Consider the following 14,033-nt stretch of genomic DNA (forward strand, 5'->3'; position numbering starts at 1 on the left):
GATTCGACTGTCCATGCTTGACTTGAGTTGTGTCAATATTGATTGAATCAACACAGCATTCAATGGTCCGGTAGACGGATACGGTGACCCCCATGCGCGATCACGAACCCGCCCCCCTCGACACGGAACGGCGGCTGACCACCAGGGAGGCCGCCGAGCTGCTCGGCGTGAAGCCGGAGACCGTGTACGCGTACGTGAGCCGCGGCCAGCTCAGCAGCCGGCGTGCGGCCGGCGGCCGGGGCAGCACCTTCGACGCCCGCGAGGTCGAGGCGCTCGCCCGGCGCAACCGGCGGGACGGCGCGGCGAGTTCCGGCTCCGGCGGCGAACTGTCCGTGCGCACCGGCATCACCCTCATCGAGGCCGACCGCTACTACTTCCGCGGCGTCGACGCGGTCGACCTGGCCACCCGGCACACCTACGAGGAGGTCGCCGAGTGGCTGTGGACGGGCCGGACGAGCCCGGGCCGGACGTTCACCGCGCCCGCCGCCTCCGTGGCCGTCGCCCGCCGCGCCGTCGACGCCCTGCCCGAACACGCCGCGCCCACCGACCTCCTGCGCGTCGCGACGATCGCCGCCGCGACCGCGGACCCCCTGCGCTTCGACCTGTCCGCGGACGCCGTGCTCGGCACGGCACGCACCCTCATCCCGACTCTCGTCGCCGCGCTGCCGGCGGCGGGACGTGAGCGCCGCGACCAGGGCTCCCTGGCGCGCCGCCTGTGGAACCGGCTGTCCGCGCGGGATCCCGACGAGGCGTCCCTGCGCGCCCTGGACGCCGCCCTCGCCCTCCTCGCCGACCACGACCTGGCCGCCTCCACGCTCGCCGTGCGAGTCGCCGCCTCGGCCCGCGCGCACCCCTACGCGGCGGTCTCCGCCGGTCTGGGCGTGATCGAGGGCCCGCTGCACGGCGCCGCCAGCGGCTTCGCCCACCGGCTGCTCCAGGACGTGCTCGACCAGGGCGACGCGGCCCCCGTGATCGCGGACGAACTGCGCGCGGGCCGCCGCATCCCGGGGCTCGGCCACCGGCTCTACCCGGGCGAGGACCCACGCGCGCGTGCCCTGTTCACGTTCCTGGAGCGGATGCCGCGCGCGGAACCCGCGCTCCTGGCGGCCCGCGACATCGTCGACACCGCCGCCCGCCACGCCCCGCTGCACGCCAACGTCGACCTCGCGCTCGCCGTCCTCACGGCGTCCTGCGGGATGCCCCCGACCGCGGGGGAGACGATCTTCGCCGTGTCCCGTACGGCGGGCTGGATCGCGCACGCCCTGGAGGAGTACGGCGAGCGCCCGCTGCGCATGCGCCCGAGTGGTCTCTACGCAGGTCCGAAGCCGCCTCAGCCCTTGCCGGAGTAGGACGGGGCGGCCCCGGCAGGAACAGCGGGCCAAGTCAGGTTAGGCTCACCTCTGTGAGTACGTGCTCAAGCGTCTCCCGGGACATCGGCGAGCCCGTTTCGGGAACCGCGGCCACCGCGACGACCTGGCTGCTGCTGGAACAGCCCGGCCCCTGGGGTGCCAAGGCGCTCACCTCGAGCCACCTGGACCCCGCCCTGGGGCGCGCCCTGGAGGCGGCCGCCAAGGACACCGGCGTACGGATCGTGCTCATCCGCCGCCCCGGGCGTCACGCGGACCGCCGGACGCCGTCCACGCGCCGCGTGTACGTGGCCCACACCGTCCCCGGGAAGGTGTGGCTGCACACCGCCACGACCTCGGACCCCGCCCGGCTGCTCGACCTCGACTTCGCCGCCCTGGGCCGGGGCGACCACCGCGGCTTCGACGAGTTGCTCGGGGGACGGCCGCACGACGGCGGCCCGCTGGCGCTCGTGTGCACCAACGGCAAGCGCGACCGCTGCTGCGCCCTCCTCGGCCGTCCTCTCGCCGCCGAGCTGGCCGCCTCCGGGGTCGAAGGCGTCTGGGAGGTCACTCATCTGGGTGGTCACCGCTTCGCCCCCACCGTCCTGGTGCTGCCGTACGGATACGCCTACGGGCGGGCCGGGGCGCACACCCTGAAAGAGGCCATGGAGGGCGCCAGGGAAGGGCGGATCGTCCTGGAGGGCTGCCGGGGCGGCTCGGCCTGGGAACGGCCCGGCCAGGCCGCCGAGCTGGCCGTGCGGGCCGGCATCGGCGAGTACGCCGCGGAGGCGCTGAGCGTCGTACGGACGGCCGGTGCGGCTCCGCGCTGGGAGGTGACCGTCGCCCATGCCGACGGACGCCGCTGGCAGGTGGAGGTGGCCCAGGAGGCGGGTCTGCCGCCCCGGCCGGAGAGCTGCGGGGCGTCGGTCCTCGGATCGCCCGCGCGGATGAGCGTGGTGGCGGTGCGGGAGCTGAGCCTCACGGCGGCTCTCGCGAGCTGAACACATTGATCAAGAGACCCATTGATCAAGAGATCCATGCCACACCCGTTACGGCGGGTAGGCGGGCGCACGTACCGTCTTGGGTATGAGCCCCACTCCCCCCGCACGCCGCCTGCGCCTCGGCCTGCCGCGGCGGGTGTTCTCCCAGGTCCTGCTGATGCAGGTGGCGATCGCCGCGGGGGTCGCGGTCCTCGCGACCGGGCTGTTCCTCGCGCCCCTCGGCGACCAGCTGGACGACCAGGCCATGCGCCGCGCCCTCGCGATCGCGCAGACGACGGCGCAGCGGCCGGGGCTCGCACAGGACCTGAGGGACACGCCGCCCTCACCGAGCGGCCCGGTGCAGCAGCAGGCGGAGCACATCCGCAAGGCCACCAATGCGGAGTACGTCGTGGTGATGGACTGGCGGGGCGTGCGCTGGTCCCACACCGACCCGGAGCAGATCGGCGGCATCGTCTCGACCGACCCCGGCCAGGCGCTGGCCGGCAAGGAGGTCATGGAGATCGACAGCGGCACCCTCGGCCGCTCCGCCCGGGGCAAGGTGCCGCTGCGCGACGGCGACGGCACGGTCGTCGGCGCCGTCTCGGTCGGCATCGCCTACGACAGCGTCCGGGCCCGGCTCATCCACGCCATCCCGGGGCTGCTGGCGTACGCCGGGGGTGCCCTGGCCGTCGGCGCGCTGGCGGCGTGGCTCATCTCCCGGCGCGTGCAACGGCAGACCAGGGACCTGGCGTTCTCGGACATCGCGGCGCTGCTGTCGGAGCGGGAAGCGATGCTGCACGGCATCCGGGAGGGCGTCGTAGCCCTGGATCGCACCGGACGGATCCGGCTGGTCAACGACGAGGCGCAGCGCCTGCTGGGCATCGGGGAGGCCGTGGTGGGCCGCACCCCCGACGAGGCCCTCGGCACCGGCCGTACGGCCGATGTGCTGGCAGGGCGGGTGACCGGCACGGACCTGCTGGCCGTACGCGGTCAGCGGGTACTGGTCGCCAACCGCATGCCCACCGACGACGGCGGCGCCGTGGCCACCCTGCGCGACCGCACCGAACTGGAGCAGCTGGGCCGCGAACTCGACTCCACGCGCGGCCTGATCGACGCCCTGCGCGCGCAGGACCACGAGCACGCCAACCGGATGCACACCCTGCTGGGGCTGCTCGAACTGGAGATGTACGACGACGCCGTCGAGTTCGTCGGCGAGGTCGTCGGTGACCACCGGGCGACCGCGGAACAGGTCACCGAGCGGATCGAGGACCCGCTGCTGGCCGCCCTGCTGGTCGGCAAGGCGACCGTCGCGGCCGAACGGGGTGTCGCCCTGTGGGTGTCGGACCGGACCCGGCTGCCCGACCGGCTGGTCGACCCGCAGGGGCTGGTCACCGTCGTCGGGAACCTCGTGGACAACGCCCTGGACGCCGTCGCGGGCACGCCGCACGCGCGCGTGGAGGTCGAGTTGCGCGCCGAGGGGCACACGGCGATCCTCCGGGTGCGCGACACGGGCCCGGGAATCCCGCCGGAACACCGGGAGTTGATCTTCACCGAGGGATGGTCCACGAAGCAGCCGCCGGCGCATCGCGAGCGCGGCATCGGACTGTCCCTGGTGCGCCGGCTCGCCGAGCGGCAGGGCGGCAGCGCGACCGTCGGCGAGGCGCACGGCGGAGGCGCGGAGTTCACGGTCGTGCTGCCCGACGCGCTGGCCGGACCGGGCCCCGAGCCGGCCCTGACCGCCCCGCGGACCGCCGAGGAGGAGTCGTGATGATCGAGGTGCTGGTCGTGGACGACGACACCCGGGTCGCGCGGGTCAACGCCGCCTATGTCGAGAAGGTGCCGGGCTTCCATGTCGCCGGTGAGGCCCACAGCGCCGCCGACGCCCTGCGCCAGCTGGAGACGCTGCCCCGGCTCGATCTGGTCCTCATGGACCACTACCTGCCCGACGAGACGGGCCTGGCGGTCGTCCAGGAGATGCGGCGGCGCGGCCACCAGACCGACGTGATCATGGTGACGGCGGCCCGGGACGTCTCGACCGTGCAGGCGGCGATGCGGCACGGCGCGCTGCAGTACCTGGTCAAGCCGTTCGCCTTCGCCGGCCTGCGCGCCAAGCTGGAGGCGTACGCGGACCTGCGCCGCACCCTGGACGGCGGCGGCGAGGCCGAACAGTCCGAGGTGGACCGCATCTTCGGGGCGCTGTCGGCGTCATCGGAGCCGAATCTGCCCAAGGGGCACTCCCCCACCACCGCCGAACTGGTCCGGCAGTCGCTGATGAGCGCCGACGGGCCCCTGTCGGCCCAGGAGATCGCGGAGCGCACCGGAGTGAGCCGCCAGACCGCCCAGCGGTACCTGAAGCTGCTGGAGCGCACGGGCCGGGCGAAGCTCACCCTCAAGTACGGCGACGCGGGCCGCCCGGAACACCGTTACGTGTGGGCGACCCGCGGCTAGCGGTGCCGATCGTGAGCGGGGCCGGCGACCCGGTCGGCACCGGACGCGGGGCGAACCGCCCGGCGATGCTAGGCCGCCCCCGCCCCGGTCAGTGACCGCACTTCGGTCTCCGCGTGCCTCGCCTCGTCGGGGACCTCCGGCGAGGTGACCGTGCCCAGCCAGCCCGCGAGGAAGCCCAGCGGGATCGAGACCAGGCCCGGGTTCTGCAGCGGGAAGAACTGCAGGTCGATCCCCGGGAACAGCGAGTCGGGGCTGCCCGAGACCACTGGGGACAGCACCACCAGCACGACGGCCGGGACCAGACCGCCGTAGACGGCCCACACCGCTCCTCGGGTGGTGAAGCCGGGCCAGAACAGGGAGTAGAGCAGCACGGGGAGGTTCGCCGACGCGGCGACGGCGAAGGCCAGGCCGACCAGGAACGCCACGTTCAGGTCCCGCGCCAGCAGTCCGAGGGCGATCGCCACGACTCCGACTCCGACGGCCGCGATCCTGGCCACGGCGACCTCGCTGCGCTGCTTGCCGCCCTTCCGGCGCAGGGACGCGTACAGGTCGTGCGCCACCGACGCCGAGGAGGCGAGCGTGATTCCGGCGACCACCGCGAGGATCGTCGCGAACGCGACCGCGGCGACGACGGCGAACAGCACCGTGCCCCCCGTGGATCCGGCACCGCCGCCCAGGTCGAGCGCCAGCAGCGGGACCGCGGTGTTCCCGGCCGCGTTCGAGCCGCGCACGGCGTCCGGGCCCACGATCGCGGCCGCGCCGAACCCGAGCACGATCGTCATCAGGTAGAAGCCGCCGATGAGCCCCACGGCCCAGACGACCGACCGGCGTGCGGCACGCGCGGTGGGCACGGTGTAGAAGCGCGACAGGATGTGCGGCAGGCCCGCCGTACCCAGCACCAGGGCCAGCCCCAGGCTGATGAAGTCGAAACGGGCCGTCCAGTCCTCGCCGTACTTGAGCCCGGGCGCCAGGAAGGCCTGTCCGTGCCCGCTGCGCTCGGCCGCCGTGAGCAGGAGCCGGTCCAGGTCGCCGTGGAAGCGCACCAGGACCAGGACGGTCAGCACGACGGTGCCCCCGAGGAGGAGGACGGCCTTGACGATCTGGATCCATGTGGTCGCCCGCATTCCTCCCAGCGACACGTAGATCACCATGAGCGCCCCGACGCCGATGACCGTCCAGGACCGCGCCGCGTCGCTCGTACCGCCGAGCAGCAGCGCCACCAGGCTGCCCGCGCCAACCATCTGCGCCACCAGGTACAGGACCGAGACGGTGACGGACGAGGTGCCCGCCGCGATCCGCACCGGCCGTTCCCTCATCCGGGCCGCCACGACGTCGGCGAGCGTGAACCGGCCGCAGTTGCGGACCAGTTCCGCGACGAGGAACAGCACCACCAGCCAGGCCACCAGGAATCCGACCACGTACAGCAGCCCGTCGTACCCGAAGAGCGCGATGAGCCCGGTGACGCCCAGGAAGGACGCGGCCGACATGTAGTCGCCCGCGATGGCAAAACCATTCTCCATCGGTGAGAAGAGCCGCCCGCCCGCGTAGAACTCCTCCGCCGAACCACGCCGGTTGCGGCTCACCCAGGTCGTGATCCCCAGCGTGACCGCGATGAACGCGCTGAACAGCAGCAGCGCCAGCGTCTGATGCTCACTCGTCACGGGGCACCGCCGTTCACGCCGCGCGTCAGTTCCTGTGTGTCCCAGCGCAGTTCGAGCGCCGCCCGGTCCCGGCGCAGCCGCGCGTGGCGCGCGTACGCCCAGGTGAGCAGGAACGTGGTCAGGAACTGTCCGAGCCCCGCGACCAGGCCGACGTTCACCGCTCCCGCGACGGGCCGGGCCATCACCTCCGGTGCGGTGGTGGCCGCCACGACGTAACCCACGTACCAGGCGAAGAAGGCCGCGCAGGCCGGCACCACGAACCGGCGGTAGCGGCGCCGCACCTCCTGGAAGGCCGCGCTGCGCTGCACCTCGAGGTACACATCGGCCGGGGCGGCCCCCCTCTCGCCCTCCCGGCGAGCCGACGGCACAGCCGCCGGGGCGGGTCCTCCGCCACCGGCCGACTCGCCCCAGCCCGCCGCGAGGGCGTCGTACCAGGGGTCGTCATACTCCAGCTGCCCGGCCTCCTCGGCCGCGCCCGGGTCCTGACCGTCGTGATACCCGACCGAACTCTCCCGACCGGCCCCTGCGTCGTGGAGACGGCCCTTGCTTGACTGCATGCCCAAGGATGGACAGAACGGGAAGATCCCCGACTCTTCTTCCCCGCTGTCTTCACCCCATCAGGTGACCGATCCGCTGGTGGCCGCGCCGAGTCCCGCGGGTGGGCGTATCGCGGTCCGGGCACGGCCGAAGCCGTGCCCGGGTCTCTCACATGTCCGGCCCGCGCGGACCGGGCCGGAGGGTCGGTGCGGTGCCTACGCGTCGATCCGCGACCGGTCCAGCGTCGCCGCCGAGTTGGAGATGAACTCCTTGCGGGGTGCGACGTCGTTGCCCATCAGCAGGTCGAAGACCTGCTCCGCGGCTTCCAGGTCGGAGAGGTTGATCCGGCGCAGGGTGCGGTGGCGCGGGTCCATGGTCGTCTCGGCCAGCTGGTCGGCGTCCATCTCGCCGAGACCCTTGTAGCGCTGGATCGAGTCCTTGTAGCGGATGCCCTTGGTCTGGAACTCCATGAGCTTGTCGCGCAGCTCCCGGTCCGAGTACGTGTAGACGTACTTGTCCTGGCCCTTCTTGGGCTGGACGATCTCGATCCGGTGCAGCGGCGGCACCGCGGCGAAGACGCGCCCGGCCTCCACCATGGGCCGCATGTAGCGGTGGAACAGGGTCAGGAGCAGGGTGCGGATGTGCGAGCCGTCGACGTCGGCGTCGGTCATCATGATGATCTTGCCGTAGCGAGCGGTGTCGATGTCGAAGGTCCGGCCCGAGCCGGCCCCTATGACCTGGATGATCGCGCCGCACTCGGCGTTCTTCAGCATGTCCGTCACGGACGACTTCTGGACGTTGAGGATCTTGCCGCGGATCGGCAGCAGCGCCTGGAACTCGGAGTTCCGGGCGAGCTTCGCCGTGCCGAGCGCGGAGTCCCCCTCGACGATGAACAGCTCGCTGCGGTCCACGTCGTCGCTGCGGCAGTCGGCGAGCTTGGCCGGCAGGGAGGAGGACTCCAGGGCCGTCTTGCGGCGCTGTGCGTCCTTGTGCTGCCGGGCCGCGATGCGGGTACGGGCCGCGGCGACGGCCTTCTCCATCACGACCCGGGCCTGCTGGGCGGCGTCACGCTTCGTGGACGTCAGGAAGGCCTTGAGTTCCTTGCTGATCACGTTGTTCACGATGCGGCGGGCCGCCGAGGTCCCCAGGACCTCCTTGGTCTGGCCCTCGAACTGGGGCTCCGCGAGCCGTACCGTCACGACCGCGGTGAGGCCCTCCAGGGCGTCGTCCTTGACGATGTCGTCCTCGGCGACGCGGAGCAGCTTCTTGGCGCGCAGCACCTCGTTCATCGTGGTGGCGACGGCCTGCTCGAAGCCGGCGACATGGGTGCCGCCCTTGGGGGTGGCGATGATGTTCACGAACGACTTCAGGGTCGTGTCGTACCCGGTGCCCCAGCGCATCGCCACGTCGACGTCGAGCTCGCGGGTGACCTGGGTGGGGGTCATCTGGCCGTGCTCGTCCAGGACCGGCACGGTCTCCCTGAAAGTGCCCTGGCCGGAGAAGCGGAGGACGTCGCAGATCGGCTTGTCGCTCGCCAGGTACTCGCAGAACTCGCTGATCCCGCCGTCGAAGCGGAAGGACTCCTCGCCCTTGCTGCCGCCCTCGCCGAGGCCGTACTCGTCGCGGACGACGATGGTCAGTCCCGGTACGAGGAACGCCGTCTGCCGGGCGCGCTGGTGCAGGTTCTCCAGCGAGAGCTTGGCGTCCTTGAGGAAGATCTGGCGGTCGGCCCAGTAGCGCACGCGCGTGCCGGTACGGCTCTTGGGGATCTTCCTGGCCTTGCGCAGACCGCTGCCGGCCTCGAACTTCGCGTCCTGGCCGTTCCCGGAGAAGGCGCCGGGTACACCGCGGCGGAAACTGATCGCGTGGGTGTGCCCACCGCGGTCCACCTCGACGTCCAGGCGGGCGGACAGGGCGTTCACCACGGAGGCACCGACGCCGTGCAGACCGCCGGAGGCGGCGTAGGAGCCGCCGCCGAACTTGCCGCCGGCGTGCAGCTTGGTCATGACGACCTCGACGCCCGACAGGCCGGTCTTGGGCTCGACGTCGACCGGGATGCCCCGGCCGTTGTCCCGGACCTCGACCGAGCCGTCGTCGTGGAGGACGACCTCGATGTGGTCGCAGTAGCCGCCGAGGGCCTCGTCGACGGAGTTGTCGATGATCTCCCAGAGGCAGTGCATCAGGCCACGGCTGTCGGTCGACCCGATGTACATGCCGGGGCGCTTGCGTACGGCCTCGAGCCCCTCGAGGACGAGCAGGTGCCGCGCGGTGTAGTTGGATCCGTCCCGGTCTGCTCCTGCCAGCAGAGCTGTGGACGGCACGGACGTGTCGGCGGTCACGCGGTTCGCTCCTCGCTGAATTTCAGATGGGGCCCTCATGGGTAAGGGCGCGGCTTCAGTCACCGGTGAGAGGGTACCGAGGCCTGGTAGAGCCGTTGTAACGCCACCCTCGTCGGAAACTCACCCTAGTCCAGAGTCGCATGCTTGTTCGATCCCTCGATGGAGGTGAAGCACACATCACGTTCCCTTCCAGGCATGAACCATTTAGGCTCCGGGCACGTCCTCATGAACAACCGGCAACCCAGCCGGGAGGACCGACCACCGATACACGCGAAGCCCCGTAAGACACATAGACACGCAATACGGCACATTCGCCGCCAACCGGCAGCAGACAGCCGCCTCGCAAGATTTTTTCGAGGAAAAGCCACGAGCGGGAACGTTTTCGGGCTGGTTGGATGTTGACCCTGGTACGACAGCTCGTCGAGCTAGAGAAGAGGCGACGTGACTACTGTTCTGACCCCTGCGAGCCAGTTGACGGCCGCTGATCGCTGCGACCGCTGCGGCGCCCAGGCGTACGTGCGCGTCGTCCTGCTCAGCGGCGGAGAGCTGCTCTTCTGCGCCCACCACGGGCGCAAGTTCGAGCCGGAACTCAAGAAGATCGCCGCTGAGATACAGGACGAGACGGAGCGGCTCACGGCCGTTCCCGCTGCCGCTTCCGAAGAAGAGCGCTGACACCTCGCGTCCGACGACGAGCCAGCCCGGCACAGGCCGGTGAACGGGCGGCTGCCTCCTTACCCAGAGGCAGCCGCCCGTCCTCGTCACCGCAGGCCCTCACAGGGCCTGCCGGGCGCTTGCCGCGCTCCTCAGACCCGTGTCCAGCCGAGTGTCCGCATGATGTCGGACACCCGCATGTACACCCCGGGGCTGCCGGCCCTGCCGCAGCCGATGCCCCACGACACGAGCCCGATCAACCGCCCCTGAGCCACCAGCGGCCCTCCGCTGTCGCCCTGACAGGCGTCCCGGCCCCCTTCCGCCTCCCCGGCGCACAGCATGCTCCTGGCGTCGTAGGTGCCGTCGCCGCCGCCCGGATACGCCTCTTCGCAGAGCGCGTCGGGCAGCACCCGCACACGCGCCGCGCGCAGACCGCTGGGGTACTCCCCCGCGCCGGAGGTGTCGCCCCACCCGTAGACGGTCGCGGTCCCGCCCGCCGCGTACGCGGGGTCGCCTTCGGCCGCCATGCCGATGACGGCATCGGCGGGCAGCGGCTCGGCCAGGGTCAGCACCGCGAAGTCCCCGGAGTTGCTGGCCCCGTCGTACCCGGGATTCACCCAGGTGGACCGCACGGCGATCTCCCGGCCCCCGCCGTCCGACAGGTCCGTGCGTCCCGTTATCACCCTGAGGTCGGAGACCCGCTGCGCAGGCCCGCCCAGGACCGCCTCGTCCATGCAGTGGGCCGCGGTGAGCACCGTGGAGCGCCCGACGGCCACGCCCCCGCAGAAGTGCCCCGCCCGCGTACGCCCGAACCGGTCACGACTGGACAGGGCCACCGTCCAGGGGCTCTCCGACGCCTCCACTGGGAACCCGCCTATGACGCCGCGGTCGACGGCCACAGAGTCGCTGGAGGCCACCGATACGGCGGATACCGCGGCTGCCAGGGCCAGCGGCCCGACCAGGGTTCGGACAAGGCGGCGACGCATACACACTCCTCACTCCGTGGTGTCGGTGAGACACCCAGGGTGATCCACCCCGCACTCCCCCGCACCCGCGGCAGCGGCCTGGCACGGCGAAGGCCCGGTCCCTTGAGGGAACCGGGCCTTCCGTGTCGTGCGACCGGGATCAGTCGAGGTAGTCGCGCAGCACCTGGGAACGGGACGGGTGGCGCAGCTTCGACATGGTCTTGGACTCGATCTGACGGATCCGCTCACGCGTGACGCCGTAGACCTTGCCGATCTCGTCGAGGGTCTTCGGCTGACCGTCGGTGAGACCGAAGCGCATGGAGACGACGCCCGCCTCGCGCTCGGAGAGGGTGTCCAGGACGGAGTGCAGCTGCTCCTGCAGGAGCGTGAAGCTCACCGCGTCGGCCGGGACGACGGCCTCGGAGTCCTCGATGAGGTCACCGAACTCGCTGTCGCCGTCCTCGCCGAGCGGGGTGTGCAGTGAGATGGGCTCGCGGCCGTACTTCTGGACCTCGATGACCTTCTCCGGGGTCATGTCGAGCTCCTTGGCCAGCTCCTCCGGGGTGGGCTCGCGGCCCAGGTCCTGGAGCATCTGGCGCTGCACGCGCGCGAGCTTGTTGATGACCTCGACCATGTGCACCGGGATACGGATGGTGCGGGCCTGGTCGGCCATGGCGCGGGTGATCGCCTGACGGATCCACCAGGTGGCGTACGTGGAGAACTTGTAGCCCTTGGTGTAGTCGAACTTCTCGACCGCGCGGATCAGACCGAGGTTGCCCTCCTGGATGAGGTCCAGGAAGAGCATGCCGCGGCCGGTGTAGCGCTTGGCCAGGGAGACCACCAGGCGGAGGTTGGCCTCCAGCAGGTGGTTCTTGGCGCGGCGGCCGTCCTCGGCGATGATCTCCAGCTCGCGCTTGAGCTTCGGCGCCAGCTTGTCGGCGTTGGCCAGCTTGTCCTCGGCGAACAGGCCCGCCTCGATGCGCTTGGCGAGCTCGACCTCCTGCTCGGCGTTGAGCAGGGGGACCTTGCCGATCTGCTTGAGGTAGTCCTTGACCGGGTCGGCGGTGGCACCGGCGGCGGCGACCTGCTGCGCCGGCGCGTCGTCCTCGTCCTCGTCGGAGAGCACGAAGCCCGCGTTCTCAGTGCCCTCGGGCTCCTCGCCGGCCTTGCCGGGGGCCGCCTCCTCGAGCACCTCCTCTTCGAGGAGCTCGGCGTCGTCCTTCTTGGCGCCGGTCTTCTTGGCCGCCGTCTTCTTGGCGGTCGTCTTCTTCGCGGCCGCCTTCTTGGCGGTGGTCTTCTTGGCGGCCGCCTTCTTCGCGGCGGGCGCCTCTTCCTCGGCTGCGGGCTCGGCCGCGGGCGCCGCCGGCGTGGTGGAAGCAGTGGCCTTCCGGGTGGTCACCGCCTTGGCCGCGACCGTCTTGGTGGCGGTGCGCTTGGCGGGACTCTTCGCTGCGACGCTCTTTCGGGTGCGCTTGGGCTCTGCGGCACTGACCATCAGCGTCACACCCTCTTCCTCGAGGATCTGGTTGAGGCTGCGCAGTACGTTCTTCCACTGAGTGGCCGGAATCTGGTCAGCTTCGAAGGCCCGACGCACGTCATCGCCGGCGATCTGCCCCTCAGCCTTTCCCCGCTCAATGAGCGCCATGACAGAGACGGACTCGGCGATCTCCGGCGGGAGCGTACGGGATGTGCTGGCCGACACGAACAACCTCTCGGAACGTTGGAAAACGGCTTCCGGCCCCGTCCACAGGGGACAGGGGCCGACCGCCGGCTTGGGGATGGGCCGACGGCGCGGGCGGGGGCCGGGAAGATGCACAGCGCCGTGAACGGCGTCCGTATTCCCTCCGCGGCTGTCACCTCTTAGGTCATCGCTTTCTTCCCGCGAGCGTTACGCCCAATCCGCGTGGCCCGAGTCACACCCCGTAAGCGAACAAAAGCGGTCATAAGCGGACGGAAGTGGTCGTCTACGACGATGAACCTGCCGCACCCAGGGGCCAGACCCTCTTCGCGCCGCCATCGCGCCGCACCAGCGCCGCCTTCGCACCGTCGGACCCCGCAGGATCTCCGAGGATCCCACGGGGTCCGACGGAGGCGGTTCGATCGGGCACTGCCACAGGAGGGGGGTGGCACGCCCGGCCGCGCCGCCCGCGGAACGGCGGTCAGTGCTCGCGCGGAGCGGGCACCACCCGTTCCACCTCGGGGTGGACCATGAGCAGTTGCCGCGTCGCCGTCTCGGCCGCCGCTCCGTCGCCGGTCGCGAGGGCGTCGCAGATGCGACCGTGGTGCGCCAGCGACGCCTCGGTCGGCCGGTCACAGCCCGTGACCGGATTGCCCGAGACCTGGAGGGCCGCGGACACGATCCCGGAGAGGTGCTCCAGCATGCGGTTGCCCGCGATCTGGATGAGCAGGGAGTGGAACTCGGCGTCGGCGCGGGCGAAGGTGAGCGCATCACCCTGGGCCATGGCGTGCCCCATGATCTCGACCATGTCCGCCAGGCGCTGCTGGACGTCCTCGCGCCCGTGCCCGGCGGCCAGGCGCGCGGCGAGCGGCTCGATCGTCCAGCGCAGCTCGAGCAGCTCACGGCGCTGGTCGTCGCGCTGCGGGCCGAAGGCCCGCCACTCGATGATGTCCGGGTCGAGGAGGTTCCAGTCGCTGACCGGGCGCACCCGCGTCCCTACGTTCGGCCGGGCGCTCACCAGGCCCTTGGCCTCCAGGACGCGGAGCGACTCACGGACGACGGTGCGCGAGACCTCGAAGCGCTGGCCGATCTCCTCCGGCACCAGCGGGCGGTCGGCGCCCAGGTCACCGGAGACGATCATCTGCCCCAATTGCTGGACGAGTTGGCCGTGCAGGCCGCGCCCGCGGCTGCCCGCGGCGCGCCGGCCCACCCGGCCCAGCTCGGGATCCCCGCCGTCCCAGGCAGAGGCTCCGACGCGGTCGACGGCGGGCGCCTCGGCGTAGGGGTAGCGGTCGAGTTCGCCCGGGCTCGCGAGGCCGGAGTCAGCGGAGCGGGCGGCGGTCATCATGGTGTGCGCAAGGGTACTCACGCATCCTTTGTCGGCGCCGTCTCCAACTCCCTTGAGGTCTTTGGTGAAAAGCACACGAA

11 protein-coding genes are annotated in these 14,033 nt (G+C 71.4%); 5 read left to right on the forward strand and 6 right to left on the reverse strand.

Annotated elements, in window-relative coordinates; translation table 11 throughout:
* Positions 1-92 precede the first annotated feature (92 nt).
* The 4 genes from ABZY20_RS22730 (at position 93) to ABZY20_RS22745 (ending at position 4,774) form a co-directional block, all read left to right on the forward strand.
* A complete protein-coding gene (locus ABZY20_RS22730; RefSeq protein ID WP_356443346.1) occupies positions 93-1,349 on the forward strand; it encodes a citrate synthase in 1,257 nt (418 codons plus the stop codon).
* 53 nt (positions 1,350-1,402) lie between these two features.
* Positions 1,403-2,347 carry a sucrase ferredoxin gene (locus ABZY20_RS22735; protein WP_356443347.1) on the forward strand — a complete coding sequence of 315 codons (945 nt, stop codon included), beginning with the start codon at positions 1,403-1,405 and terminating at the stop codon, positions 2,345-2,347.
* Between the two features lie 85 nt (positions 2,348-2,432).
* A complete protein-coding gene (locus tag ABZY20_RS22740; RefSeq protein WP_356443348.1) occupies positions 2,433-4,094 on the forward strand; it encodes a sensor histidine kinase in 1,662 nt (553 codons plus the stop codon).
* Positions 4,094-4,774 carry a response regulator gene (locus ABZY20_RS22745; RefSeq protein ID WP_356443418.1) on the forward strand — a complete coding sequence of 227 codons (681 nt, stop codon included), beginning with the start codon at positions 4,094-4,096 and terminating at the stop codon, positions 4,772-4,774. Before ABZY20_RS22740 ends, ABZY20_RS22745 begins: the two co-directional genes overlap by 1 nt.
* 68 nt (positions 4,775-4,842) lie before the next feature.
* Here the strand turns inward: ABZY20_RS22745 and ABZY20_RS22750 are convergent, their stop codons facing one another.
* The 3 genes from ABZY20_RS22750 to ABZY20_RS22760 all read right to left on the reverse strand — a co-directional run bounded on the left by ABZY20_RS22750 (position 4,843) and on the right by ABZY20_RS22760 (position 9,311).
* Positions 4,843-6,435 carry a cation acetate symporter gene (locus tag ABZY20_RS22750; RefSeq protein WP_356443349.1) on the reverse strand — a complete coding sequence of 531 codons (1,593 nt, stop codon included), beginning with the start codon at positions 6,433-6,435 and terminating at the stop codon, positions 4,843-4,845.
* Positions 6,432-6,992, reverse strand: coding sequence for a DUF485 domain-containing protein (locus ABZY20_RS22755; protein WP_356443350.1), 561 nt, complete (start codon positions 6,990-6,992; stop codon positions 6,432-6,434). The genes ABZY20_RS22750 and ABZY20_RS22755 overlap by 4 nt, the downstream gene beginning before the upstream one ends.
* Before the next feature lie 195 nt (positions 6,993-7,187).
* Positions 7,188-9,311, reverse strand: a complete 2,124-nt coding sequence (locus ABZY20_RS22760) for a DNA topoisomerase IV subunit B (RefSeq protein WP_356443351.1) — start codon at positions 9,309-9,311, stop codon at positions 7,188-7,190.
* Positions 9,312-9,752: 441 nt separating this feature from the next.
* On the opposite strand from ABZY20_RS22760, the gene ABZY20_RS22765 reads away from it, so the two are divergent.
* A complete protein-coding gene (locus ABZY20_RS22765) occupies positions 9,753-9,983 on the forward strand; it encodes a hypothetical protein (protein WP_356443352.1) in 231 nt (76 codons plus the stop codon).
* 131 nt (positions 9,984-10,114) lie between these two features.
* Here ABZY20_RS22765 and ABZY20_RS22770 read toward each other — a convergent pair whose 3' ends face one another.
* The 3 genes from ABZY20_RS22770 to ABZY20_RS22780 all read right to left on the reverse strand — a co-directional run bounded on the left by ABZY20_RS22770 (position 10,115) and on the right by ABZY20_RS22780 (position 13,974).
* On the reverse strand, positions 10,115-10,948 hold the full coding sequence (locus ABZY20_RS22770) for a serine protease (protein ID WP_356443353.1): 834 nt from the start codon (positions 10,946-10,948) through the stop codon (positions 10,115-10,117).
* Positions 10,949-11,087: 139 nt separating this feature from the next.
* A complete protein-coding gene (locus ABZY20_RS22775) occupies positions 11,088-12,629 on the reverse strand; it encodes an RNA polymerase sigma factor (protein ID WP_356443354.1) in 1,542 nt (513 codons plus the stop codon).
* 457 nt (positions 12,630-13,086) lie between these two features.
* On the reverse strand, positions 13,087-13,974 hold the full coding sequence (locus tag ABZY20_RS22780) for a FadR/GntR family transcriptional regulator (protein WP_356443355.1): 888 nt from the start codon (positions 13,972-13,974) through the stop codon (positions 13,087-13,089).
* Positions 13,975-14,033 lie beyond the last annotated feature (59 nt).

It is taken from the genome of Streptomyces sp. NPDC006624 (assembly GCF_040611555.1).
Classification (GTDB): domain Bacteria; phylum Actinomycetota; class Actinomycetes; order Streptomycetales; family Streptomycetaceae; genus Streptomyces.

Coding starts and splice junctions, on each gene's coding strand:
- ABZY20_RS22730 (WP_356443346.1), top strand. CDS start 93: ATGCGCGATCACGAACCCGCCCCCCTCGACACGGAACGGCGGCTGACC.
- ABZY20_RS22740 (WP_356443348.1), top strand. CDS start 2,433: ATGAGCCCCACTCCCCCCGCACGCCGCCTGCGCCTCGGCCTGCCGCGG.
- ABZY20_RS22745 (WP_356443418.1), top strand. CDS start 4,094: ATGATCGAGGTGCTGGTCGTGGACGACGACACCCGGGTCGCGCGGGTC.
- ABZY20_RS22755 (WP_356443350.1), bottom strand. CDS start 6,992: ATGCAGTCAAGCAAGGGCCGTCTCCACGACGCAGGGGCCGGTCGGGAG.
- ABZY20_RS22770 (WP_356443353.1), bottom strand. CDS start 10,948: ATGCGTCGCCGCCTTGTCCGAACCCTGGTCGGGCCGCTGGCCCTGGCA.